Origin of the sequence: Nesterenkonia muleiensis (genome assembly GCF_003600155.1) — a bacterium.
Lineage (GTDB): Bacteria > Actinomycetota > Actinomycetes > Actinomycetales > Micrococcaceae > Nesterenkonia > Nesterenkonia muleiensis.
In genome coordinates this window covers 144,986-164,271 of record NZ_QWLD01000040.1, presented here as the reverse complement: position 1 = coordinate 164,271, position 19,286 = coordinate 144,986, and the positions used below count along the sequence as shown (strand labels likewise).

Annotated in this window: 30 protein-coding genes; 18 read left to right on the top strand and 12 right to left on the bottom strand. The window is 63.2% G+C overall.

Annotated elements, in window-relative coordinates:
- Positions 1 to 18: 18 nt before the first annotated feature.
- From DVO78_RS11895 to DVO78_RS11865, 8 genes are read left to right on the top strand one after another with little or no spacing between them, the layout of a single operon-like run.
- Positions 19 to 996, top strand: coding sequence for an SRPBCC family protein (locus DVO78_RS11895; RefSeq protein WP_120005112.1), 978 nt, complete (start codon positions 19 to 21; stop codon positions 994 to 996).
- Positions 997 to 1,050: 54 nt separating this feature from the next.
- On the top strand, positions 1,051 to 1,638 hold the full coding sequence (locus tag DVO78_RS11890; RefSeq protein WP_120005111.1) for a dihydrofolate reductase family protein: 588 nt from the start codon (positions 1,051 to 1,053) through the stop codon (positions 1,636 to 1,638).
- Complete coding sequence (locus tag DVO78_RS11885; RefSeq protein ID WP_120005110.1) at positions 1,635 to 2,240, top strand: dihydrofolate reductase family protein; 606 nt, start codon at positions 1,635 to 1,637, stop codon at positions 2,238 to 2,240. Before DVO78_RS11890 ends, DVO78_RS11885 begins: the two co-directional genes overlap by 4 nt.
- Positions 2,240 to 2,641, top strand: a complete 402-nt coding sequence (locus DVO78_RS11880; protein WP_120005109.1) for a VOC family protein — start codon at positions 2,240 to 2,242, stop codon at positions 2,639 to 2,641. The genes DVO78_RS11885 and DVO78_RS11880 overlap by 1 nt, the downstream gene beginning before the upstream one ends.
- A gap of 17 nt (positions 2,642 to 2,658) precedes the next feature.
- Complete coding sequence (locus tag DVO78_RS11875) at positions 2,659 to 3,354, top strand: DNA alkylation repair protein (protein WP_120005108.1); 696 nt, start codon at positions 2,659 to 2,661, stop codon at positions 3,352 to 3,354.
- A gap of 9 nt (positions 3,355 to 3,363) precedes the next feature.
- Positions 3,364 to 3,498: a VOC family protein gene (locus DVO78_RS18180; protein WP_274380762.1), complete on the top strand. Its 135-nt coding sequence runs from the start codon at positions 3,364 to 3,366 to the stop codon at positions 3,496 to 3,498.
- Positions 3,495 to 4,388 (top strand): MBL fold metallo-hydrolase, encoded by an 894-nt coding sequence (locus DVO78_RS11870; protein ID WP_202912180.1) that lies wholly within the window; start codon positions 3,495 to 3,497, stop codon positions 4,386 to 4,388. Before DVO78_RS18180 ends, DVO78_RS11870 begins: the two co-directional genes overlap by 4 nt.
- A 45-nt stretch (positions 4,389 to 4,433) precedes the next feature.
- On the top strand, positions 4,434 to 4,826 hold the full coding sequence (locus DVO78_RS11865) for a VOC family protein (protein ID WP_120005106.1): 393 nt from the start codon (positions 4,434 to 4,436) through the stop codon (positions 4,824 to 4,826).
- A gap of 50 nt (positions 4,827 to 4,876) precedes the next feature.
- On the opposite strand, the gene DVO78_RS11860 is transcribed toward DVO78_RS11865, so the two are convergent.
- Entirely contained in the window at positions 4,877 to 5,449 is a 573-nt protein-coding gene (locus DVO78_RS11860; protein WP_157984016.1) for a DUF1700 domain-containing protein, read from the bottom strand.
- A gap of 12 nt (positions 5,450 to 5,461) precedes the next feature.
- Positions 5,462 to 5,800 carry a PadR family transcriptional regulator gene (locus DVO78_RS11855; protein WP_120005104.1) on the bottom strand — a complete coding sequence of 113 codons (339 nt, stop codon included), beginning with the start codon at positions 5,798 to 5,800 and terminating at the stop codon, positions 5,462 to 5,464.
- Between the two features lie 110 nt (positions 5,801 to 5,910).
- On the opposite strand from DVO78_RS11855, the gene DVO78_RS11850 reads away from it, so the two are divergent.
- A complete protein-coding gene (locus DVO78_RS11850) occupies positions 5,911 to 6,495 on the top strand; it encodes a DinB family protein (protein ID WP_120005103.1) in 585 nt (194 codons plus the stop codon).
- A 256-nt stretch (positions 6,496 to 6,751) separates the two neighbouring features.
- On the opposite strand, the gene DVO78_RS11845 is transcribed toward DVO78_RS11850, so the two are convergent.
- Positions 6,752 to 7,699, bottom strand: coding sequence for a helix-turn-helix transcriptional regulator (locus tag DVO78_RS11845; RefSeq protein ID WP_120005102.1), 948 nt, complete (start codon positions 7,697 to 7,699; stop codon positions 6,752 to 6,754).
- 61 nt (positions 7,700 to 7,760) lie between these two features.
- Here DVO78_RS11845 and DVO78_RS11840 point away from each other — a divergent pair, with 61 nt between their 5' ends.
- From DVO78_RS11840 to DVO78_RS11830, 3 genes are read left to right on the top strand one after another with little or no spacing between them, the layout of a single operon-like run.
- The gene (locus DVO78_RS11840) at positions 7,761 to 8,345 is read left to right on the top strand and encodes a DinB family protein (RefSeq protein ID WP_120005101.1); all 585 of its coding nucleotides are present in this window, start codon (positions 7,761 to 7,763) and stop codon (positions 8,343 to 8,345) included.
- Positions 8,342 to 8,803 (top strand): VOC family protein, encoded by a 462-nt coding sequence (locus DVO78_RS11835; protein ID WP_120005100.1) that lies wholly within the window; start codon positions 8,342 to 8,344, stop codon positions 8,801 to 8,803. The genes DVO78_RS11840 and DVO78_RS11835 overlap by 4 nt, the downstream gene beginning before the upstream one ends.
- A gap of 26 nt (positions 8,804 to 8,829) precedes the next feature.
- Positions 8,830 to 9,048, top strand: a complete 219-nt coding sequence (locus DVO78_RS11830; protein ID WP_120005099.1) for a helix-hairpin-helix domain-containing protein — start codon at positions 8,830 to 8,832, stop codon at positions 9,046 to 9,048.
- Here the strand turns inward: DVO78_RS11830 and DVO78_RS11825 are convergent.
- Positions 9,039 to 9,797, bottom strand: a complete 759-nt coding sequence (locus tag DVO78_RS11825; protein WP_202912179.1) for a DUF3626 domain-containing protein — start codon at positions 9,795 to 9,797, stop codon at positions 9,039 to 9,041. The genes DVO78_RS11830 and DVO78_RS11825 overlap by 10 nt on opposite strands.
- A 259-nt stretch (positions 9,798 to 10,056) precedes the next feature.
- Here DVO78_RS11825 and DVO78_RS11820 point away from each other — a divergent pair, with 259 nt between their 5' ends.
- Positions 10,057 to 10,431, top strand: a complete 375-nt coding sequence (locus tag DVO78_RS11820) for a nuclear transport factor 2 family protein (protein ID WP_120005098.1) — start codon at positions 10,057 to 10,059, stop codon at positions 10,429 to 10,431.
- Between the two features lie 136 nt (positions 10,432 to 10,567).
- Here DVO78_RS11820 and DVO78_RS11815 read toward each other — a convergent pair whose 3' ends face one another.
- Complete coding sequence (locus tag DVO78_RS11815) at positions 10,568 to 11,245, bottom strand: DUF998 domain-containing protein (RefSeq protein WP_120005097.1); 678 nt, start codon at positions 11,243 to 11,245, stop codon at positions 10,568 to 10,570.
- A 78-nt stretch (positions 11,246 to 11,323) separates the two neighbouring features.
- Between DVO78_RS11815 and DVO78_RS11810 the strand changes: the two genes are divergently transcribed.
- Complete coding sequence (locus DVO78_RS11810) at positions 11,324 to 11,974, top strand: TetR/AcrR family transcriptional regulator (RefSeq protein ID WP_120005096.1); 651 nt, start codon at positions 11,324 to 11,326, stop codon at positions 11,972 to 11,974.
- A 118-nt stretch (positions 11,975 to 12,092) separates the two neighbouring features.
- On the opposite strand, the gene DVO78_RS11805 is transcribed toward DVO78_RS11810, so the two are convergent.
- Positions 12,093 to 12,719, bottom strand: a complete 627-nt coding sequence (locus tag DVO78_RS11805; protein WP_238385271.1) for a TetR/AcrR family transcriptional regulator — start codon at positions 12,717 to 12,719, stop codon at positions 12,093 to 12,095.
- 57 nt (positions 12,720 to 12,776) lie between these two features.
- Here DVO78_RS11805 and DVO78_RS11800 point away from each other — a divergent pair, with 57 nt between their 5' ends.
- Positions 12,777 to 13,184, top strand: a complete 408-nt coding sequence (locus DVO78_RS11800) for a RidA family protein (protein ID WP_120005094.1) — start codon at positions 12,777 to 12,779, stop codon at positions 13,182 to 13,184.
- A 186-nt stretch (positions 13,185 to 13,370) separates the two neighbouring features.
- Here DVO78_RS11800 and DVO78_RS17580 read toward each other — a convergent pair whose 3' ends face one another.
- From DVO78_RS17580 to DVO78_RS11790, 3 genes are all read right to left on the bottom strand, one after another.
- On the bottom strand, positions 13,371 to 13,565 hold the full coding sequence (locus DVO78_RS17580) for a hypothetical protein (RefSeq protein WP_157984015.1): 195 nt from the start codon (positions 13,563 to 13,565) through the stop codon (positions 13,371 to 13,373).
- A 106-nt stretch (positions 13,566 to 13,671) separates the two neighbouring features.
- Complete coding sequence (locus tag DVO78_RS11795; RefSeq protein ID WP_120005093.1) at positions 13,672 to 14,100, bottom strand: TA system VapC family ribonuclease toxin; 429 nt, start codon at positions 14,098 to 14,100, stop codon at positions 13,672 to 13,674.
- Entirely contained in the window at positions 14,097 to 14,339 is a 243-nt protein-coding gene (locus DVO78_RS11790) for a CopG family transcriptional regulator (protein ID WP_120005092.1), read from the bottom strand. Before DVO78_RS11790 ends, DVO78_RS11795 begins: the two co-directional genes overlap by 4 nt.
- A gap of 156 nt (positions 14,340 to 14,495) precedes the next feature.
- Here DVO78_RS11790 and DVO78_RS11785 point away from each other — a divergent pair, with 156 nt between their 5' ends.
- From DVO78_RS11785 to DVO78_RS11775, 3 genes are read left to right on the top strand one after another with little or no spacing between them, the layout of a single operon-like run.
- Entirely contained in the window at positions 14,496 to 15,107 is a 612-nt protein-coding gene (locus DVO78_RS11785) for a winged helix-turn-helix domain-containing protein (RefSeq protein WP_120005091.1), read from the top strand.
- Between the two features lie 35 nt (positions 15,108 to 15,142).
- Positions 15,143 to 16,045, top strand: a complete 903-nt coding sequence (locus DVO78_RS11780; protein ID WP_120005090.1) for an SRPBCC family protein — start codon at positions 15,143 to 15,145, stop codon at positions 16,043 to 16,045.
- 47 nt (positions 16,046 to 16,092) lie between these two features.
- Positions 16,093 to 16,443, top strand: a complete 351-nt coding sequence (locus DVO78_RS11775; protein ID WP_120005089.1) for a DUF2200 domain-containing protein — start codon at positions 16,093 to 16,095, stop codon at positions 16,441 to 16,443.
- A 137-nt stretch (positions 16,444 to 16,580) separates the two neighbouring features.
- Here the strand turns inward: DVO78_RS11775 and DVO78_RS11770 are convergent, their stop codons facing one another.
- From DVO78_RS11770 to DVO78_RS11760, 3 genes are read right to left on the bottom strand one after another with little or no spacing between them, the layout of a single operon-like run.
- Entirely contained in the window at positions 16,581 to 17,741 is a 1,161-nt protein-coding gene (locus tag DVO78_RS11770) for an amidohydrolase family protein (RefSeq protein WP_120005088.1), read from the bottom strand.
- Positions 17,738 to 18,706 carry a squalene cyclase gene (locus DVO78_RS11765; protein ID WP_120005087.1) on the bottom strand — a complete coding sequence of 323 codons (969 nt, stop codon included), beginning with the start codon at positions 18,704 to 18,706 and terminating at the stop codon, positions 17,738 to 17,740. Before DVO78_RS11765 ends, DVO78_RS11770 begins: the two co-directional genes overlap by 4 nt.
- Complete coding sequence (locus DVO78_RS11760; protein ID WP_120005086.1) at positions 18,703 to 19,281, bottom strand: ATPase; 579 nt, start codon at positions 19,279 to 19,281, stop codon at positions 18,703 to 18,705. The genes DVO78_RS11765 and DVO78_RS11760 overlap by 4 nt, the downstream gene beginning before the upstream one ends.
- Between the last annotated feature and the right edge of the window lie 5 nt (positions 19,282 to 19,286).

Here is a 19,286-nt window from a genome sequence, read left to right as displayed (position 1 = left end):
CCACACGAAAGGCTCGCCATGCCCATCACCTCCGTCGACAAAGATCTTGAGAACCTGACGATGACGATCGTCGCAGACTTTCCGGTCCCCGTCCGCAGGCTCTGGGACGCCTATGTCGATCCGCGGCAGATCGAGAAGTTCTGGGGGCCTGAGGGCTGGCCGGCGACGTTCATCCGCCACGAGGTGCATCCCGGTGGACGTTCGCGCTATTACATGACCGGCCCCGAGGGTGAGCGCTCACATGGCTGGTGGGAGTTCCTGAGCGTGGAGGAGGGCAAGTCCTTCGAGGTCGCTGACGGTTTCGCCGATGAGAACGGTGAGCCGAATCCGGCAATGCCCACCATGCGCATGATCTTCCGCTTCGAGGAGACCGAGAGCGGGTCCCGGCTGGTCACCACCACGTACTTCAACTCTCTTGAGGAGCTGGAGCAGTTGCTGGGCATGGGGATGGAGGAAGGGCTCCGCTCAGCTATGGGCCAGATCGACGACGTGCTCGCCGATCTCACGTCTTTCGCCGCCGCTCGGGCCACCGAGGCCCAGCTGCTCAGCGACACCCAGGTCAGGATCAGCCGGACCATCCGCGGCAGCGTGCAGCAGGTCTGGGACGCCCACCACGATCCGGAGCAGCTCAAGCGCTGGCTGCTCGGCCCCGCGGGCTGGCAGTTCACCGACTGCCAGGTGGCCAACGCCGCGGGGCAGACCTACCGCTATGCCTGGGCGGATGCGAACGGCGAGAACGGATTCGCCCTCACCGGAGAGGTCGTGGAGTCCCAACCGCCCTATCGCGAGGTGACCACCGAATCCATGGAGGACGTCGAGGGTCCGGCCACACTCAACGAACAGACCCTGACACCGGTCGATGACGGAACACTGCTTTCCCTGGTCATCACCTATGACTCCAAAGAGCAGCGCGATGCCATCCTGGCCACCGGCATGACCGACGGCATGGAAGCCAGCTACGCCCGCCTGGAGTCTGCGGTCCTTGCCGCAGTCTGATCGGCGCCCGACCCGCTACCAGATCTCCAGCCGAACCAGACTGATAGGAAGCAGATGCGCACACTCATCATCACCGCCTTCGTCTCCCTCGACGGGGTCATGGAGGCCCCCGGCGGGGAGCCGGGATACCGCAACGCGGGGTGGACGTTCAAAGACGTCCCCTTCGACGAGTCCGCCTACGAGATCAAGGGCCGCGAGCAGGAGGAGGCTGAGGCGCTGCTGATCGGCCGTCGCAGCTACGAGGCCTTCTCCCCGGTCTGGCCGACGATGACCACGGAGTTCGCCGGCTACAACGCGCTGCCTAAGTACGTCGTCTCCACCACACTCCAGGAGAATGATCTTGTCAGAGACTGGGGTGAGATCACCATCCTGCGCTCGGTGGGGGAAGTGGCTCGGCTCAGGGAGACCAACGGCGGTCCGATCAGCGTGCACGGCAGTGCCACGCTCGGGCATGCCCTTGCCGATGCCGGACTGGTGGACCGCTATCACCTGCTGGTCTTCCCGCTGCTGCTCGGTGCCGGCAAGCGGCTGTTCAGCACGGCCGACAAGGACGCCGAAAAATTGGATCTGGTCGAGCACGAGGTCTACAGCAACGGTGTGCAGAAGATGATTTACGACGTCGTTCGGAAAGAGGACTCATGAGCACCGTCGTCGCCGATATCTCGATGTCCCTGGACGGCTATGTCACTGGACCCGAGCCTGATCTTGAGCACGGATTAGGCTTGGGAGGTGAAGCCATCCAGCAGTGGGTGTTCAACTCGCACAACTCTCCAGAGGATCGCCGTTTCCTCGAATCCGCTGGAGAGGGGACCGGGGCTGTGGTGATGGGGCGGAGAACTTTCGACTTCATCGATGGTCCGAACGGCTGGGACGACGACGTCGGCTATGCCTACGACCATAAGCCGCCCTCTCGGCCACCGATTTTCGTCGTCACTCATGAGGCACCGGAAACGCCTCGACTGACAGGATTCACTTTTATGACAGCTGGACTGGCCGCGGCAGTCAGCGCTGCCCAGGAAATCGCCGGGCAGAGCGAGACCGTCATCATGGGAGGAGCCGAGGTCATAGACCAGGCTCTGTTTGAAGCTCTGGCCGACACGCTGAGGATCCACCTCTCCCCTGTCATCATGGGTGGCGGAACCCGCCTGTTCGACCTGCTCGACGAACGCATCCTGCTCACCCAAGGCGATGTCACCGTCACCCCACACGCCACACATCTGACCTACCAGCTGAAGGAGACCTGATGTCTCGACTACTCACCATCAGCCTGCCGATTGCTGACCGCCAGCGTTCCTACGCCTTCTATCAGGACACGCTTGGCCTCGAGCCGTTCGGCGAACCTGCTGAGGACGGCGTACCCGAGCCGCTGCAGTTCCGACTGGATCAACGCACATCGCTGATGCTCGTTCCCACCGGCGGCTTCGACTGGGTGCTCGGGAGCCGGGACGTCGCACCGCCGGGAGTCAGCGAGGTCCTGCTGAGCCTGTCCGCCGCCTCGGCCGAGGAGGTCGGTGACGTTGTTGGCCGGATGCGTGACGCCGGCGGTGAAGTCCTCGCTGAACCCGCTCAGCAGGACTGGGGTTTCACTGCTGTGGCCACCGATCCGGACGGCCACGCCTGGCAGATCATCGCCGAGGTCGGGTAGGCCACGAGGTTCGTACCATGACATCCACTGCCGAAACGGTCTACGCGGAGCTGAAGAAGCTGCGCACCCAGTCGGAACGAGAGAAGATTACCCGGCGGCTGCCGACTGACAGCGGCCTGGAAGCAGTCGGGGTCCGGATGAAGGAGGTCTTCGACACGGCCAAGGCTCGGACTGATCTGCCGCTGTCGGAGGTGCAGTCCCTGCTGACCAGCCGGTGGTATGAGGTCCGCATGGTCGCTGTGGCCATCCTGGACTTCAAAGCCCGGCAACGCGGCTTGACCGACACGGACCGCAGAGACCTCTATGACGCATACATGGACAATCACCACCGGCTCACCGCATGGGACTTCGTGGACCGGGCCGCGCCTCGGGTCATCGGCTGGTATCTGCTCGACAAGTCCCGGCAACCACTCTTCGACCTCGCGAGTTCCGAGGTCGCGCTCGAACGCCGCACCGCCATCACGGCTGCGTTCTGGATCATCCGGCAGGGCGATCTCGACGATCCGCTGACACTGGCCGAGCTGCTGGCCGACGACGAGTCAGAGCTGGTCACCAGGCCGGTCGGCACAGCACTGCGAGAGGTCGGGAAGATCGACCAGGATCGACTGCCCGCCTTCTTGCGGAAGCATCACCGCCGCATGTCCCGCGCCTCAGTGCGACTGGCCACCGATCAACTCCCGGAGAACCTTCGCACTGAGTTCACGGGAGGCTAGGCTTGCCCTATGCCACCGAAGCCGTTCTGGTGTGAGATCTACGCTGAGGACATCGAGCGCGCCCGGGAGTTCAGCAGCGACGCCGGATCCTTCCTGATCATCGCCGATCCGGAGGGAACTCCCCTGGGCCTGTGGTGCCCGTGACAGGTAATTTCGATGTGCAGTGGATCCACGGGGCCCGGTCGAAGAACGACGACGCCGACCCACCCATCCAGGTGCACCGATACGACCACGACACCTACATTCTGCGCCAGAGCATGACGCTAAGCCATGAGGCGCCCTTCCTGTATCTGCTCTTCGGCCAGGACCGCGCCGTACTGTTTGACACCGGTGCCACCGAGGATCCCGAGACTTTCCCGCTGCGTGCGACGGTTGACCAGATCATGGATTCCTGGGGCGAGGGGAATCCGCGCGAGAGCTATGAGCTGATCGTCGCCCACACGCACTCACACGGCGACCACATTGCCGGCGACGATCAATTCGACCAGCGCCCGCTCACCAGAGTGGTCGGCACGGAGCTGGAGGCTGTGCAGTCATTCTTCGGTTTCACAGAATGGCCCCATGAAGTAGTCGCCTTCGACCTGGGCGGGCGCGTGCTGGAGGTCACCGGGATTCCCGGACACCATCCGACCTCCCTGGCCGTCTTCGACCCTGCCACGGGGTTCCTGCTCACCGGGGACAGCGTCTATCCCGGACGGCTGTATGCCTTCGATATGCCGGCCTTCACCGCCAGTCTGGACCATCTGGTGGACTTTGCCGAGGCCCGCCCGGTCACCCATGTGATGGGATGCCATATTGAAATGTCGCGCCAGCCCGGCAGGGACTACCCCGTCGGGGCGAAGTATCAGCCGGAGGAACCGCCGCTGCAGATGAGCATGCCTCAGCTGCGTGAGGTGCGGACCGCAGCACGGGCAACAGCCGCGAAGCCGGGAGTCTACCCCCATGCTGACTTCATCATCGTCAGCGGAATGGGCTTGAAAAACATCCTGCGGCTACTCATCCGCTCAGCCGTCCAGCGGCTGGGCATCCGATGACGCTGTCTGCTCGGCGGACTCTAGGGAACATGATGGGATAAGGGCATGACTGCATATGTGTCACACACCACCGACTCCCGAAACGCCTACGAGCTCTCCGAATGGAGGAAGAAGGTGCTGGGCTACACCGATATCCCCGGCGATCCCAATGAACCGGGACACCCGCAATGCGTGATCATCGATCCCGAATCTGGGCACCGGATCCTCTTCATCGAAGGCGCCCACGGCGAGAAAGCGGCGAAGAACCGGGTTCATCTGGATCTGGCATCGCGGGCCGGTCACCGGGACCAGGAGATTGGACGCATCCGCCAGCTGGGAGCTGCCGTCATCTCGGACCTGCGCGGCGAACACGGCCCCGGCAGCGGCTGGGTGACTTTTGCAGACCCTGAGGGCAACGAGTTCTGCGTGGTCCGTTCACCCCGTGAAATGACGCAATGAGGTCCTAGATTCGGGTTCCCCGGCTGGCGGACGGCAGTGCGGCAGCATTCTCAGGGACCTTCTTCGACCTCTCCTGCGTCGTCCTCGATAATTTCATAGGAGCTGTCCGTTTCTTGCCAAGCCAGCAGTCCGATGATCGCCAGCGCCACAAGTACCAGCACGATGGCGCTGAACACAATGCTCAGCACTGGCAGCACCTTCCCCATCCTGGAGGTGAACAGCTGCACGATTCCCAGCACAAACGTCACCAACGCAATGACCGCAGCGACAGGGAAGAACAGGAAAGTCGTCACCAGCGCAACACCAGAGAGAATCGTGGTTCCGATGACGAACCAGTCCTTCTGCCGGCCTGGTACCGCTGCCGGAGTGCCGGTGCCGTGCTCATCGGGCGAGGCGACCGCCGCGATGGCCTCCACGGAGCCCAGACGGTCAATGACCCGGCGAACTTCAGCGCCCTGCGGGTCAACGGCTTCAGCGTCCCGAAGCTGGTCCTCGATTTCGGCCAGGGTCTCTTCCCGCTCACGAGGGTCGGTGCCGGACAGGGCCCTTTCCAGGTCGCGCAGATAGGCTTCGGCTAGCTGTTGGCCCGGCGTCTCAGACATTTTCGACTTCTCGGTACTCATGGTGGTTCCTCCTCACCGAGTGGCGTTCAATACGGCGTCGACGTCGTCACGGAAGGGTGTCCAATCCTGTTCGAAAGCCTCCAGGGCACGGTGCCCCAGCTCCGTGAGCTCGTAGTACCGACGGGGCGGCCCGGACGCTGACTCTTGCCAGGCGGTCGAGACCCACCCTTGCTTGCGCAGTCGCGAAAGCAAGGGGTAGAGCGTGCCTTGACTCTCCAGAAGCCCGTGCTCCTCGCTGAGCTGCTGAGCAAGCTGCCGCCCGTATGACGCTCCCGGCCGCAGACAGGCCAGCACGCAGTACTGCAGGGCTCCTTTGCGCAGCTGCACCAGCACTCCGGAGAACTCGTCCATATCCTCACAATACCAGGTACCTTGTATTGCAATCTACTTCTACTTCTTCCCAGCTGCAGCAGGAACCCAAGCCCTATCCAACGCACTACCAGCACCATTAGAATCAGGACATGCCGACTGAAACCGAGATCCTGCTGCGCTACCTCCGGGACCTTCGGGGAGCATTTCTCTGGAAAGTGGACGGCCTGGATGAATACGACCTGCGCCGGCCACTGACACCCACCGGAACGAATCTGCTGGGCATCGTCAAGCATGTGGCCAGCGTTGAACTCGGGTACTTCAGCGAACCCTGCGGACGCGATCAGCCGGTCCCCACTCCCTGGATCGGACCCGACATGGGTTTCGAGGAGGACATGTTCGCCACTGCCGATCAGTCCTCGCAGGAGGTTCTCGAGCTCTACCGCGCCGCCGGGGAGAACACCGAGGCTGCCATCGCCGAACTGGACCTGGACGCCCCGGTCACTGTCCCCTGGTGGAGCGAGGACAAGCGGAACACCACCCTTCGCCAGCTGACCATCCACATCATCGCTGAGACCGCACGGCATCTGGGGCACGTCGATATCCTGCGCGAGCAGATCGACGGCAAGGCAGGCATGCTGGAGAGGGCGGGCAATCTTCCGGAGGCCGACGACGGCGCCTGGGCCCTCTACCGGGCCAAACTCCAGTCCATCGCTGACTCTTTCCGCAGTTCCTAGGCGCCCAAGAGACAGTTTCCGGATCCGGTCAGGATCATCGTGCCCAACACAACATCCACCAAACCGATGGCGCGACTCCGTCGCGGCTCACCGGGCAGCCCCAGCAACTTTGCGCAACGAATCGGATCCAGGCTCAGCCCGGCACCGATACCTACTGTGGTAGTCCCGATGACATCAGCCAGAGCATCGACCGTTCCACGCCGTCTCATAGGACCACGCTACAGGAGATCAGGCTGCCGGAGCTGCGAAACGAGCGCTAGGACATCATCATCAGTCGGTGGGCCAGAGCTGCTGCGGCCTCGCGGAGCTCCGGAGGCTCGAGGATCTCGGTCTCAAGGTCCAGCATCGCAATGTGCAATGCCAGCCAGTCGAGGTCATCGGCTCCAGCAGTGAGAATGCACCAGCCTTCAGTGTCCTCTTCGATCCGAGCCATCCGTGGCGGCACCCTGCGGCGTACCTCCTCAGCCGGAGCGTGCAGCCGCACCCGGGCCAGGTGGCTGTAGGGCGAGGCGGTCACCGACTCCTGGACATACTCCACCGGATCGGGGTGCTCCCGGGCGCGGAAGCGCCAGGTGGTGGCCACCACGCTCCTCATCCGATCCAGGCGGAAAGTCCGCCAGTCCTCCCGGTCCACGTCGTATGCCATCAGGTACCAATGCCAGCCAGCGGCGACCATCCGCACCGGCTCGACCCGCCGCTCCCGCTCCTGGGCCCCGTACCGGGTGTACAGGAAGCGAACACGGACCCGGTCGCGGCAGGCACGGGAGAGCACAGTGAGAATCTCGACATCGATCTCCTGGGTCCCGTCAAGGGTCTCTGTGGCCTCATAGACTGCGCGCACCCCGCCGCGCAGCCTGGGCGGCATCACCTGATCGAGCTTGGCCAGTGCGCGTAAGGCGGCGTCTCCGATCCCGGAGATCGTCCCGCCTGCGGCCATCCGTAATGAGACTGCCGTGGCGGTGGCCTCCTCATCATCCAGCAGCAGGGGCGGAAGCTCCTTGCCTGCGCCCAGACGGTACCCGCCGCCCACCCCCGGCACCGCATCCACCGGATACCCCAGACTGCGCAGCCGCTCGATGTCGCGGCGCACCGAACGATCGGTGACACCCAGCTCAGCTGACAATTCGACAGCCGTCCACATGGCGCGCCGCTGCAGCAGCGCCAGCAGACGGAGTACGCGTTCTGTGGTTCCTTCTGAGGGCATACAGAGATTCTCTCACTCATCACGGACACAAACTGTCCGCTATTGCTGAGAGACTGATGCCATGACACACGACACATGGAATGAAGTTCTGCGAGACCAGATCGACTGGCACTGGAGGCATCAGCTGCGGCCGCGGCTGGAGGGACTCACCGACCAGGAGTATTTCTGGGAGCCGGCCCCAGACTCCTGGAACGTGCGCCCTCATGGCACTGGCAACGCACCCATTCAGGCAGGTTCGGGAAACATGATCATCGAATTCGCCGCTCCCCCGCCGGAACCGGAGCCCTTCACCACCATCGCCTGGCGGTTGGGGCATGTCATCGTCGGGGTGCTGGCGATGCGCAACGCCTCACATTTCGGGCGTGCGGCCACCGACTACCGATCCTTCAACTATGCCGCCACCGCACGGGAGGCTCTGGGACAGCTCGACGCCGAGTATGCGACGTGGCTGACCGGCGTGGAGTCACTCGGCGAAGAAGGGTTGCACCGGCCCTGTGGAGAGGAACACTTCGAGGAGGACTCCATGGCCCGGCTGGTGCTCCACATCCACCGCGAACTGATCCATCATCTCTCTGAGGTCTGCCTGCTGCGCGACCTCTACCTGCACACCCACGGTACGTTCAACCAGGAGGAGGCACGGAAATGAGCCGCATGGTCCAGATCACGTTCGACGCCCATGACCCACAGGCACTTTCTACTTTCTGGGCTGAGGTGCTCGACTATGTTCATCCGGCCCCGCCCGGGGTGAAGCTGCAGCCAGGTGAAGACATCTGGTCAGCATGGGACGAATTCCTCGAAACATCTGGTGTGCCGGAGGATCAACGCAACCGCGCCTCCGCCCTGGTAGATCCCGAAGACAAAGGCCCGCGGCTCTTCTTCCAGAAGGTCCCGGAGGGCAAGACAGCGAAGAACCGCGTGCACCTGGATGTGCGTACCGCCTCGGGCCTGCATGATGAGGAACGGATGGCAGCACTGGAAAAAGAGTGTGACCGTCTGGTGTCCCTGGGTGCCACACGTCTCGAGCGGCATGAGCCTCAGCCTCCGATGAGCACCGGGTTCATCATCATGGCCGACCCTGAAGGCAATGAGTTCTGCCTGGACTGACCGCGAAAGTAGGAGATAATCACAGCATGAGCAACACTCCCGATATCCGCCCAGTGGGCGATCTTCCCCACTCGATGGGCAAGACCGCGCCGCGTGAGCTGAAGTACGCCGGCATCGATTCCCTGCAAAAGGCCAGCAAGCACACCGAGAAAGAACTGCTGGCGATCCACGGCGTCGGCCCCAAGGCCATCCGGGTCATGAAAGAAGCGATGGCGGAGAAGGGCCTCAGCTTCCGTCAGGACTGAGTCTCACTGTGCTGCCGCCCGAAGCGGGCGAGTAGGTGCCAGAGGCGTTTAACGGTCTGCGCAGGATACTCTCCGCTACGGGCAGCGCCAGCCAGCAGGTCAGGGGTGATCACCTCACCGAGCTGGCGGGCGAGCGCTGCCGGTTCAGGACCTCGGAAGCTCACATCCAACTCTGCGGTGGCAAGCCGGAAGCCAGGATGATATTCCACAGCACACCCAAGTTGCCCCACAACCTCGGCAACAGCTCCATCACGGTGACAAGGGTCGAGCACCACCGCCTCGACAGCCTCAGCGATGCTCACACCCGAATGAACGTGCGCTTCGACGTAGTCGTCCAGGTAGTCGTGTCCAGCCGATTCGGCCAGCACGCTGAGCCGGTCCAGCGCATCGGCATTCCCTACCTCCGCCGGCTCGAAGACGCTGTCCGGGAAGCAGAAGGTGGCCCGTTCCATCACATGGGACCGGAGCCTCAGATGTGCTGAGCCGAACCGCGGAGAGCCGCCGTAGACGTCGTCGTTCCTGTTCCACGCACCATAGACGGGCCGGGCGGACGGGTCCAGAACGTCGTACCTCCCAGCAAAAAGACGGCTCTCCCAGCGCCAGCGGTCACCACCTGGATAGGCGGTCAGCCCGCCGTTGCTGGACCCGGTCTCAAACTGAGAACGGTAGCTGCCATCACGCGCGATCGCTTCGATCACCAATCCACCCTGATGCGGCCAGTCTGGGTGGAACTGCAGAGTCAGACTCATGCCTGAAGTGTAGGAGAAAGCTGCTTCAGCAGCAGTGCCAGAGTTCCATCGCACAGAGCGGCACACGCTATCCTGCGGCACAAAGGGAGCAGTGGAATGTCACGCGTCTGGGCTCTGCGGCACTGGTGTCGGCACTGTTTTCGAACCGCGCCTTACGTGGTCCGCCACATAAGGCCTATACACTGGGGAATCAAGAACCGGTGGCCTCACTGCGCCGTCACGCGGATGGTCACCTCCACAAGATGACTGAAAGTGCGTGATGGAAACTCATTTCCCCACCGACTGCGGTCATGCTCCACGAATCGGGATAGTCGGCCACTTCATCACCAACTGGGCAAAGGGCAACATCGATGCTGTCGCCGAGCAGCTGACCGACGACGCGACCTGGACGGTGGCGGGCGAAGAAACCTACAGCGGCACCAGTGAGATGGACAGGGTGTTTCCACGCACCGCGCCTGAACTCCTGAGTGTCACCTCCATCATTACCCACGGGCGGCTCGCCTCCTGCGACGGTTTTCTCAAGAATGGCTCAGCCCGAATGCATTTCAGCCACGTGTTCCGGTTTGCGAGCACGTCAAAGGCCGCCAAGATCAAGGACGCACGAAGCTACTACATCGAGACTCTCACTCGGTAGTTCCCGTTCGGGCGCCTCGAGGGCGCCGTGGAGCGTCTGTCCGCTCAGGCCCCGGCCGCACCGCACCAGACCAGCCGCTACTTCGGTAACCCAGGTGCTTTCGCGGGCCGGGCCCTTCTGGTCATCGCCAGAGCTATCACGCGGTGCCGTCACCATCAGGATGCGGGACGGTTCGATAGGCGTAGACTGACGCGCCCATAAGCCAGACGAACCCGGCGACGACAGCTACCCACAGCAGGATGACACCTGCCCCCATCGTGGCAAACACAGCACCACCGATGAATCCGAGAATCACCACAATGCCGGCGACGATCGATAGGTGAGCGCCGCGAGAGCACCCCCGGGCTCGGCACCATCGGGCGAAGACAAGGGCACCGACGCTCAGACACAGGAAGCCGAGAGCACCGAATGCCAGATGCACGATACCACTCCATGACGCTGCCGCCTCGGTTCCGGGAGGGAAGCCGTCAACGGGATCCGGGGCAAAGCTTCCGCTGCCGAGGAGCGAGACGCCGTATCCTGCCACCAGGGCAGCGACCCACGGCACTCGAGTACCTCCTTCGACGATTCGGCCGAAGCCCCATGCCGCAACAAGGACCATGATCCCGACAAGGATGAGGCAGGCCCGGTGGAGCCACCCGGTGTCAGTGAGCATCAGCAGACTGAGCGCATGCTCGGTGAAATCGAACTCCGGTCGCAGAATCGCATGGACCACGGCGCCGATGAGATAGACCGGCCCTGCGACGACGCCCCAACCCAGCATCGACCGGGTAATGGCGGCTCGCTTATTGAAGGTTGGCGTGAGGTTCGTCATGGCTGAAGCTCATTTCTATTACACTATTGAGTGTATTTAAAAAGTTAGCAGTTCCGGTTCTGCGGCACAAGGAGTCACGTGGGGAAGTCCAGCGGCGGGCTTGATCCGAGGATTGAGCGGTCCCAGAGCGCCATCATCGCCGCTGCATTCGACCAGTTCATGGCACGCGGCTACGTCAGGGCGAGCATCGACGACATAGCTGAGCAGGCCGGCACATCGAAGAAGACCGTATACAACGTCTTCGGAGACAAGGAGCGACTCTTCCGCGCCGTCGTCGGGCAGGCGATTCGCATCGCCGAGGACTACTCCTCGCACACAGCGAAAGCCCTGTCGGAGGTATCCGATGTCGAGCCGCACCTGAGGACGGCGGTGGTCGAACTCGCAGAGACCGTTCTCACCGGACCGGTGATTGGCCTGCGCCGCCTGCTGATCAGTGAGGTCGACCGTTTCCCCGAGTTCGCCGCCGAATACTACGCACGGGCCCCGGGCCTGGTGATGCGGACCCTGGCCAGCACTCTCCACACCCTCTCGGCGGAAGGAAAGCTGGACATCGGGGATGATGCTCTGGCTGCGGAGCAACTGGCGTTTTTGGCCATGGGGCCGGGGATCGACCGCGCACTCTTCCGTCCTTCGAGTCACCCAGCGGAGAGCATCAGCACGATCAGAGAAGCCGCACACGCTGGAGTGGACGCATTCCTCTCCATCTACCCACCTCAGCGAGATCGCTGACCACGATGGCGGTCCGCGCCACATGCTCACCCAGCGAAGGCGGATCTCGGTGCGCAACAAGCGATCTGACGTAGATCTCCACTACGTCGGAGCCCGGTCAATACGTTGGCGAACGGTCTCAGCCACCTTCGCCAAGACCGCGTACCCAGCCGTAGTCCAGGGAGCGTCTAGCTGAGTCTGGATCGTCACCGGCAGCACCGTAGAGACGCACCAGTCCAGACGTCACCATAGGCTCGACCTGGTCGAAGGACAGGACTCCGGTGGTGAAGAGCATGCACGCCCCGTGTCCGAGCATCCACAGCTCATTGGCGAACACCACAGCATCGAGGCCGGGATCGACACGTTCGGAGTTCATCGCTCGCTGGACGATCTCGATGAGGCACTGGAGTGTGGCGCCAGCTGCTTGATCATCGGGCAGCGGCAACGAACCATCGAACATCAACACGTACAGCTCGGGATTCTCCCGGGCCGAGGCTGCGTAGGCTGCTCCGGCTGCGGCCAGATCGCTGATCGGATCATCCGTGGCTGGCAATCCATTCAGACGAGTGGCAAGACGGCTGAACCCCTCCTGACGCACCGCGCCACGCAAGCCATCCATCCCGTCGAAGTAGGTGTAAACGGCCATGGTCGACACCCCCGTTCCAGCGACGAGTCTGCGCAGAGTGATCGTCTCACGGCGGGCGAGCATGGCCGCGGCGCGTGCGATCAGCAGACTACGGACTTCAGGACGAGAAGGGCGGACCACTTGACTATTCTATATCAACGTTATGAAATGGCAGTGTTATCGAATGAGGAGGCTGTCATGTCGGTCCAACTGCTCAACCCGTCCGCGCTGCCGCAACCCGAGGCCTATGCCCAGGTCTCGGTGGCTGAGGGCTCCAAGCTGGTGTTCATCTCAGGCCAAGTAGCACGCGACGCCGACGGCAGCCCAGTGGGTGGCGGCGACCTGGCGGCACAGGCCGAGCAGGCCTACACCAATGTGCACAGCGCTGTCACAGCCGCAGGAGGATCGTTCGAGGACATCGCCAAACTCACGATCTACGTCGTCAACTGGGAGCCGGCCAAGATGGCTCAACTGGGCGAAGGGGCCATGCGGGCAGCACAGCGCTTGGGCTTCGACCTCGTACGGCCCATTACCCTCTTGGGCGTCTCAGCCCTTGGAGAACCCGACCTGCTCATCGAAGTCGAAGCCATCGCCGTCCTTCCCTGAGCCCTTGCGCTTGGTCTCTTGCTTGCATCTCACGTCGCGTGAGGTCGCAGGCTTTGGGACATGGGGACAGCGAAGGAGCCGGCTCTCCGCCTCCTTCGCGAGCTGCGCGCTCACGTGAAAGAGCACCTACAACAGATGGCCGATCCACCCAAAGATGCTCAATGAAATCAGCGAACCCGACATTGCTCAAGCCTGGGCTCTCACCAACGGTGCCCCAGCACCAAGCGCGGAGACATAGGCCACTTCGGCGGCCTCGCCTGAGACGCTCTCAACCAGGCCGGAAAGCTCGAGGCTGACAAGCCCGTGGACATAGGCCCACACTCGCTCGGCGCGCCTCGGCGCCGTCTCAGCGGCGCGGCACACTCCTGCAGCAATTGGCATCAGAGCGACAAGCAGGCACTCTGACGCCGGCGCTCACCGGAACATGCTGTTCCGGCTCCTCGCCCTCCACAGCGGGCGGATCACCCGCACCGAGTGTCCGGCAGTGTCACTGGCGGTCGGGACTCACCCAGTGCAGGTCTTTGAACCGTGCGAAGTCGCTGTCGAACGAGCAGATGCCGGTTCCGTGCTCGATGGCGAGTGCGGCGAGGTGGGCGTCTGTGACGAGGTTCCCGTGGAGGTTGCCGTCAAGGAGAAGCTGGCCGAGGATGTCTCGGTGGCGGGCACCGGGTGTCGGTAGCCATGCCTGGTGGGCGTCGAGCCAGTCGGTGATGTGGCCCCACGCCTCCGCCGGAGCCAGAGGGCGCGCGGTGACGCGTGGGTGGGTGATGATCCGTTGGAATGCCATCAGCGACACCCATGGAAGCCCGACGCGTTCGACGCCGTTCATGGCCGATTCCAGCCAGGTCCGTGCCATGGTGTGGAAGTGCGACCGGTCATCGACGGCGTAGAGCAGGACGTTGGCGTCGACGATCAACGGGAGGCCTCGGCGTCGTGCTCATCGAGCAGCTCGAGTGCCTCAGCGATGTCAGTGACGTCGATCTTCAACCCGACACTCGCTGTCCGCTGTCGGAAACGTGTGGTCTTCTCTCCACCGCACGCGAGGCCCATACGGGCGAGCTCGTTGAGGGCCTCGCCGAGCCCGATGTGTCGTTCCCTGCTTAGGCGTTCGGCGGCTGCCGCGACCTCCGGGTCGAGCCGTACCGTGGTTCTCATACCAGCATGTTAGCACCAGTGGTGCGAAATATGTGCACCACTGGTGCAGGCGGATTAAATCTTGTCGACGGGGACGCTGACCAGGCGACGATGCGCATCAGAGCAATCCACGGCGAACCCTTGACAAATAAAACTTTCAATGGGAGATTACTTCTCATGTTGGACGTGAACGTGATCGACGATCCGGCCACTGCGTTGGTGGCCATCGACCCGGTGCGCAGTCGGCTGTTATCGGAAATACGCGAGCCGATCTCCGCAGCGACGCTGGCTCAGCGCGTGGGCATGTCACGCCAGAAAGTCAACTACCACCTGCGGTCCTTGGAGTCCCACGGTCTCGTAGAAGTAGCAGAGACCAAAAAGTGGGGCGGTCTCACAGAACGGCAACTGGTGACCACAGCAGCATCCTTCGTCGTTTCACCCGGAGTGCTTGGCCCAGTGGCGGCCGACCCCGAGCGGGAGCTGGACCGCCTCTCGGCGAGTTACCTCATCGCACTGGCCGCCCGGGCGGTGCGCGAGGTCGGCGACCTGTTCCGCCGTGCCGGTGAAGCAGGACAGCACCTGGCGACGTTGTCGGTCGACACAGTCGTGCGCTTTCGCTCCGCCAAGGATCGCGCCGCATTCAGCCGTGAACTCACCGAGGAGATCAATCGTCTGGTGGCGAAGTATCACGACGACTCCGCCCCGGGCGGGCGCTCGCATCGGCTGACGCTGATGGCCCACCCACTGCCTGCACCAGGGACTGGAACACCGAACCCAGAGACGAACTAGAAATATAGAACCAGAGTGAAGGAGACCAGGGCGCCATGCCGGTTGAAAAGGACGAAAACGGCCAGCGACGGGTCCAAGCCGAAGTAGACGTGCCGGGCACACCGGAGGAAGTGTGGCAGGCGATCGCGACCGGCGAGGGCATCTCCTCATGGTTTGTCCCCACCCGCAGCGATGAACGCACTGGCGGTGAGGTGGTGAACAGTTTCGGGCCGGGCATGGACTCGGTCGCACGCATCACCCACTGGGATCCGCCGACGAGTTACACGGCGACTGCCCAGGAGGCAACTGAGGCAGAGGCTCAGGACGGCCCGGGATCCATTGCCACTGAATGGATCGTCGAGGCTCGGGATGACTCGACCTGCGTGGTGCGGGTGGTGCATCGCTGGTTTGCCGACTCCGACGAGTGGGACGGCGAATTCGAAGGTCACGCCTACGGGTGGGCCTCCTCGTACTTCCGCATGCTGCGCCTCTACCTCGAACATTTCGCGGGACAGACATGCTCGGCCTTTGATCTTGCCGCCTTCAGCAAGTCCACCCCGCCGCAGACCTGGGCCACCCTGGCGGAGGCATTCAGCATCGATGAGTCCTCACTCCGGGTCGAATCGGCCCCTGGTGCCCCGAAGCTCTCCGGCGTGCAGCAGAGCACGGAGATCACCGACCCCGCACTGCTACGGGTCAGAGAGACTTCCCCGCTGATCAAAGCCACCCTTGAAGGCATGGACGGGACGGAACCGGAACTGCTACTGCGTCTGGAGCGGCCGGCGCCGGGCTTCGCCCACCTGTTCATCATGCCGATGGGTGAGCAGACCATGGTCTCTTTGCGAGTGTTCCTCTTCGGCGATGAGGGCACTGAGATCGCCTCGGATCTCGAAAGCACTTGGAACCACTGGCTGACAACGAGGTTTCCGCCGGAGGAGCTGCCACATGAAACGCCATAAGCGTGAGAGTGTCCAGAGACAGACACCAACACAATGAAAGGAAATTCATGGCAGACAACGGCATCTATTCAACAAGTGTCGCAAGCGTTTACCCCCTCTACGTCGCGAAGGCGGAGCGAAAGGGACGCACTCAAGCTGAGGTCGATGAGATCGTCCGCTGGCTGACCGGGTACAGCCAAGAGGAATTCGAGTCGCAGCTGGAGAAGGAAACAGATTTCCAGACTTTCTTCAGCGAATCACCCCAGCCGAACCCCTCGCGTTCCTTGATCACCGGCGTGGTCTGCGGCGTTCGCGTGCAGGACATCGAAGAACCCATCATGCGTGAGATTCGCTATCTGGACAAGCTCATCGACGAACTCGCCAAAGGAAAAGCGATGGAGAAGATCCTACGGGAGTAGTCACGTAACTCTTCTGGCTGCTGGGCTTGTATACACCATCGCCTCACTCACCAGCCCGTCGCGGTAGGGCCAGTCAGCGTGGAACTGCAGGGTCATGCTCATGCCTGAAGTGTAGAAAAACTGAGGCAGCAGCAGCGCTAGGGCACATCCTGTGCCCAAATAACGCGTCCGGAGCGGATGGTCGCCAGGACGTCGGCCAGCTGAGCAGGACTGTCCAACTGCCTATGGTCGATCACCACCAGGTCCGCCGGCTCCCCCGCATCGAGCCGACCTGACCCGACGCCCAGAGCTTCCGCCGGCGCGGTGGTGAGCATGGTGAGCACATCGGCAACGGTCAACCCGCAGGCATCCAAAGCCTCCAGCTCCCCACGAGTCCGGCGGTCGGTCAGGTACCCCACGTCAGTGCCGAACAGCAGCCTTCCTCCTGCTTCCACGAAGACACCCAATGAGTTGTAAATAGGGTCCAGGTAGCTGGGATCACGGGCCACCGTCTGCGCGAACATCTCCAGAGTCGGTACCATCCACATACCGCGCCGGGCCGCCTCCTGCAGCAGCGGCTCGGTTCCCTCCGGAGTGTCGGGAACATGGGCGATGACGTCCACCCCCGCCTCCACCGCGATCCTCAGGCCCTCTCGACCCGAGGTGTGTGCGAAGACCAGCCGACCCTGTCGATGCGCCTCCTCCGCGGCGACGCGGGCGATGCCCAACGGCATCGGCTTGATCCGATCAGGCTGCACATACGAGCCGGTGAACAGTTTGGCGACCTCGGCACCGCGGCGCTGGGAACGGGCCATCGCCCGACGGGCACCGCCCTGGGTGCTTGGCTGTGGCAGCAATGACCGGATGTACCACGGCAGATCAGCGCGTACGTAGAAAGGCAGTCCGCGCGGCGGGTACAGTCCCATCCCCGCAGTGAGCAGTCGCGGACCAGCCAGCTCCCCGGAGCCGATGCGGTGCTTCACCGCGGCATGGTCACGTGGGTGGGAGCCCAGGTCGACCGCGCCGGTGAATCCTCGGACCAGGAACATATCGTCGAGCTCCTGCTGCAGACGGCCGGCGGTCGCCGTGGCTGCCCGCGCCCAGACATGCTCGGTCAGGTGGACATGGCAGTTCCAGAAACCGGGGACGACGACGCGGCCGCCGGCGTCGTATTCCTCACCCCCGGCAGGTGCCGGACCCCGCTCGATCTGGGTGATCACTCCGGAGCGAATCCGAACTGTCGCTCCGGTGAGCGGGTCCGCACCGGGTCCCGGGATGAGGGTGGCATTGGTGATGTCCAGATCCCCGATCGGGCTCATGCACTCTCCCACCAGCGCAGCACGCGCAGGGCTTTCAGGGTGATCCAGCGTGAAGGCTGCCCGGCACTTGGGTCCATCTGGAACCAGGAGCGCCCGCGGTAGGTCTTGTCCAGTTGCCAGGTCCCCTCTGGCTGCTGGCGGGAGCGCAGGCGTTCCACGGCTCCGGCGAGTCTTGGGTCCGGGGAGGCACCTGCGAAGACGCTGGCCTCGCGGAAATAGTCGAGAGCACGCAGCATGTCGTAGCGCCAGCGGGATGGGCAGCTGAAGTCAAGATATTCCTGGTCCACCAGTTCGCCTGTGCTGCGCCGGTGCAGGAGGCGGCGGGCCAGCAGGTACTCCTCCCCCGCAGCCCGGGCCTCCCGCGAGTCTGGGGTGCCGCCGGTGGCACGCTCGAACTCAAGCAGGCCTTCGAGCACATTGATCGTGGAGTCGAAGGATGAACGCACTGAGCCGTTCTCGCGTTCGCAGTTCCAGCCGCCGTCTTCCATCCGCTGGCTCACCAGGTTCTCGACGATGGGGGCGACATCGACCCCGAAATATGCCCCTTGTGCCACCGTGCGGCCATTGATGCACTCCTCCACCTCGCCCTCCCAGTAGGGCTGGCCGTCGTTTTCCCAGCGGGAGTTCTCCCCCACCAGCTGCACTGTGCGGCGAGCGCTCGGCGACCCGGGGTCCAATCCCAGCTCCCGCAGTTCGGCCAGCGCCCAGCAGGTGGCGGTCCAAGGCTGCCCCTCACTGCGCATCTGCTCCCAAGCGAAGACAGCGGGAAGGTAAGCACCGCCGTCCCACTGTCCGTCCGCATCCTGGAGTGCGAGCAGCTGCGCGCCCCATCCTTCGGTCTCCACAAGACTGCGCTCAGCGCGCCACTGGTCCTCCGGGGCATCCAGCAGATCGCGCATCACCTGCCAGCGAATGGCCGGGTCCCCTGCCATCAACCAGTCGCTAGCTGTGCTCGTCGAATTCATAGAAGCTCCTCAGGTGTCCACTGCGGCCATTGGGGATGACCGATAAGTACACCGCGCTCATAGGAGGCAACGTGCCGATGAGGAGTGCGGGGAATGCTGTTGTCGTAGAAATCTGTCCAGTGCGCAATGCGCCGAGCTTCAACGACCAGTCGCCACAGCCTGGCGTATCTCCCCCTGATCTTGGGCTCAGGCACGCGATGCCCACCGCGTCGAACTCGTTCTGAAACGCGCTGGACCGCAAGGTCAGCCGGCACCATGATCACGTGGAGGTGCACCAAGAAACCCGCTTCGGCAGTCCGCTCCACCAAGTCCACCTTGCTGGGATGGCTGAACACTGTTTCCGAGATGAAGGAGCGCCTGCGCTCCAGGTGCCGATCACGCTCCTGCGATGCCGCCCGAGAAGCATCATACGCATGCTCCGCCTGGGCTTCAGGCCAACGCTCTGCGGCAATAACGTCGGCGTTGATGAACGGCAATCCGGTCTCCGGCAAAAGATACCGATCGACGAAAGTCGACTTACCGGCACCGTTGGGGCCAGCCAGCAAATGCAGTACGGGATCGCTGTACTGGACCATGTCAC

Coding starts and splice junctions, on each gene's coding strand:
- DVO78_RS11895 (WP_120005112.1), top strand. CDS start 19: ATGCCCATCACCTCCGTCGACAAAGATCTTGAGAACCTGACGATGACG.
- DVO78_RS11890 (WP_120005111.1), top strand. CDS start 1,051: ATGCGCACACTCATCATCACCGCCTTCGTCTCCCTCGACGGGGTCATG.
- DVO78_RS11885 (WP_120005110.1), top strand. CDS start 1,635: ATGAGCACCGTCGTCGCCGATATCTCGATGTCCCTGGACGGCTATGTC.
- DVO78_RS11880 (WP_120005109.1), top strand. CDS start 2,240: ATGTCTCGACTACTCACCATCAGCCTGCCGATTGCTGACCGCCAGCGT.
- DVO78_RS11875 (WP_120005108.1), top strand. CDS start 2,659: ATGACATCCACTGCCGAAACGGTCTACGCGGAGCTGAAGAAGCTGCGC.
- DVO78_RS18180 (WP_274380762.1), top strand. CDS start 3,364: ATGCCACCGAAGCCGTTCTGGTGTGAGATCTACGCTGAGGACATCGAG.
- DVO78_RS11865 (WP_120005106.1), top strand. CDS start 4,434: ATGACTGCATATGTGTCACACACCACCGACTCCCGAAACGCCTACGAG.
- DVO78_RS11860 (WP_157984016.1), bottom strand. CDS start 5,449: ATGAGTACCGAGAAGTCGAAAATGTCTGAGACGCCGGGCCAACAGCTA.
- DVO78_RS11855 (WP_120005104.1), bottom strand. CDS start 5,800: ATGGACGAGTTCTCCGGAGTGCTGGTGCAGCTGCGCAAAGGAGCCCTG.
- DVO78_RS11850 (WP_120005103.1), top strand. CDS start 5,911: ATGCCGACTGAAACCGAGATCCTGCTGCGCTACCTCCGGGACCTTCGG.
- DVO78_RS11845 (WP_120005102.1), bottom strand. CDS start 7,699: ATGCCCTCAGAAGGAACCACAGAACGCGTACTCCGTCTGCTGGCGCTG.
- DVO78_RS11840 (WP_120005101.1), top strand. CDS start 7,761: ATGACACACGACACATGGAATGAAGTTCTGCGAGACCAGATCGACTGG.
- DVO78_RS11835 (WP_120005100.1), top strand. CDS start 8,342: ATGAGCCGCATGGTCCAGATCACGTTCGACGCCCATGACCCACAGGCA.
- DVO78_RS11830 (WP_120005099.1), top strand. CDS start 8,830: ATGAGCAACACTCCCGATATCCGCCCAGTGGGCGATCTTCCCCACTCG.
- DVO78_RS11825 (WP_202912179.1), bottom strand. CDS start 9,797: ATGAGTCTGACTCTGCAGTTCCACCCAGACTGGCCGCATCAGGGTGGA.
- DVO78_RS11820 (WP_120005098.1), top strand. CDS start 10,057: ATGGAAACTCATTTCCCCACCGACTGCGGTCATGCTCCACGAATCGGG.
- DVO78_RS11815 (WP_120005097.1), bottom strand. CDS start 11,245: ATGACGAACCTCACGCCAACCTTCAATAAGCGAGCCGCCATTACCCGG.
- DVO78_RS11800 (WP_120005094.1), top strand. CDS start 12,777: ATGTCGGTCCAACTGCTCAACCCGTCCGCGCTGCCGCAACCCGAGGCC.
- DVO78_RS17580 (WP_157984015.1), bottom strand. CDS start 13,565: ATGCCAATTGCTGCAGGAGTGTGCCGCGCCGCTGAGACGGCGCCGAGG.
- DVO78_RS11790 (WP_120005092.1), bottom strand. CDS start 14,339: ATGAGAACCACGGTACGGCTCGACCCGGAGGTCGCGGCAGCCGCCGAA.
- DVO78_RS11785 (WP_120005091.1), top strand. CDS start 14,496: ATGTTGGACGTGAACGTGATCGACGATCCGGCCACTGCGTTGGTGGCC.
- DVO78_RS11780 (WP_120005090.1), top strand. CDS start 15,143: ATGCCGGTTGAAAAGGACGAAAACGGCCAGCGACGGGTCCAAGCCGAA.
- DVO78_RS11775 (WP_120005089.1), top strand. CDS start 16,093: ATGGCAGACAACGGCATCTATTCAACAAGTGTCGCAAGCGTTTACCCC.
- DVO78_RS11770 (WP_120005088.1), bottom strand. CDS start 17,741: ATGAGCCCGATCGGGGATCTGGACATCACCAATGCCACCCTCATCCCG.
- DVO78_RS11765 (WP_120005087.1), bottom strand. CDS start 18,706: ATGAATTCGACGAGCACAGCTAGCGACTGGTTGATGGCAGGGGACCCG.
- DVO78_RS11760 (WP_120005086.1), bottom strand. CDS start 19,281: ATGGTCCAGTACAGCGATCCCGTACTGCATTTGCTGGCTGGCCCCAAC.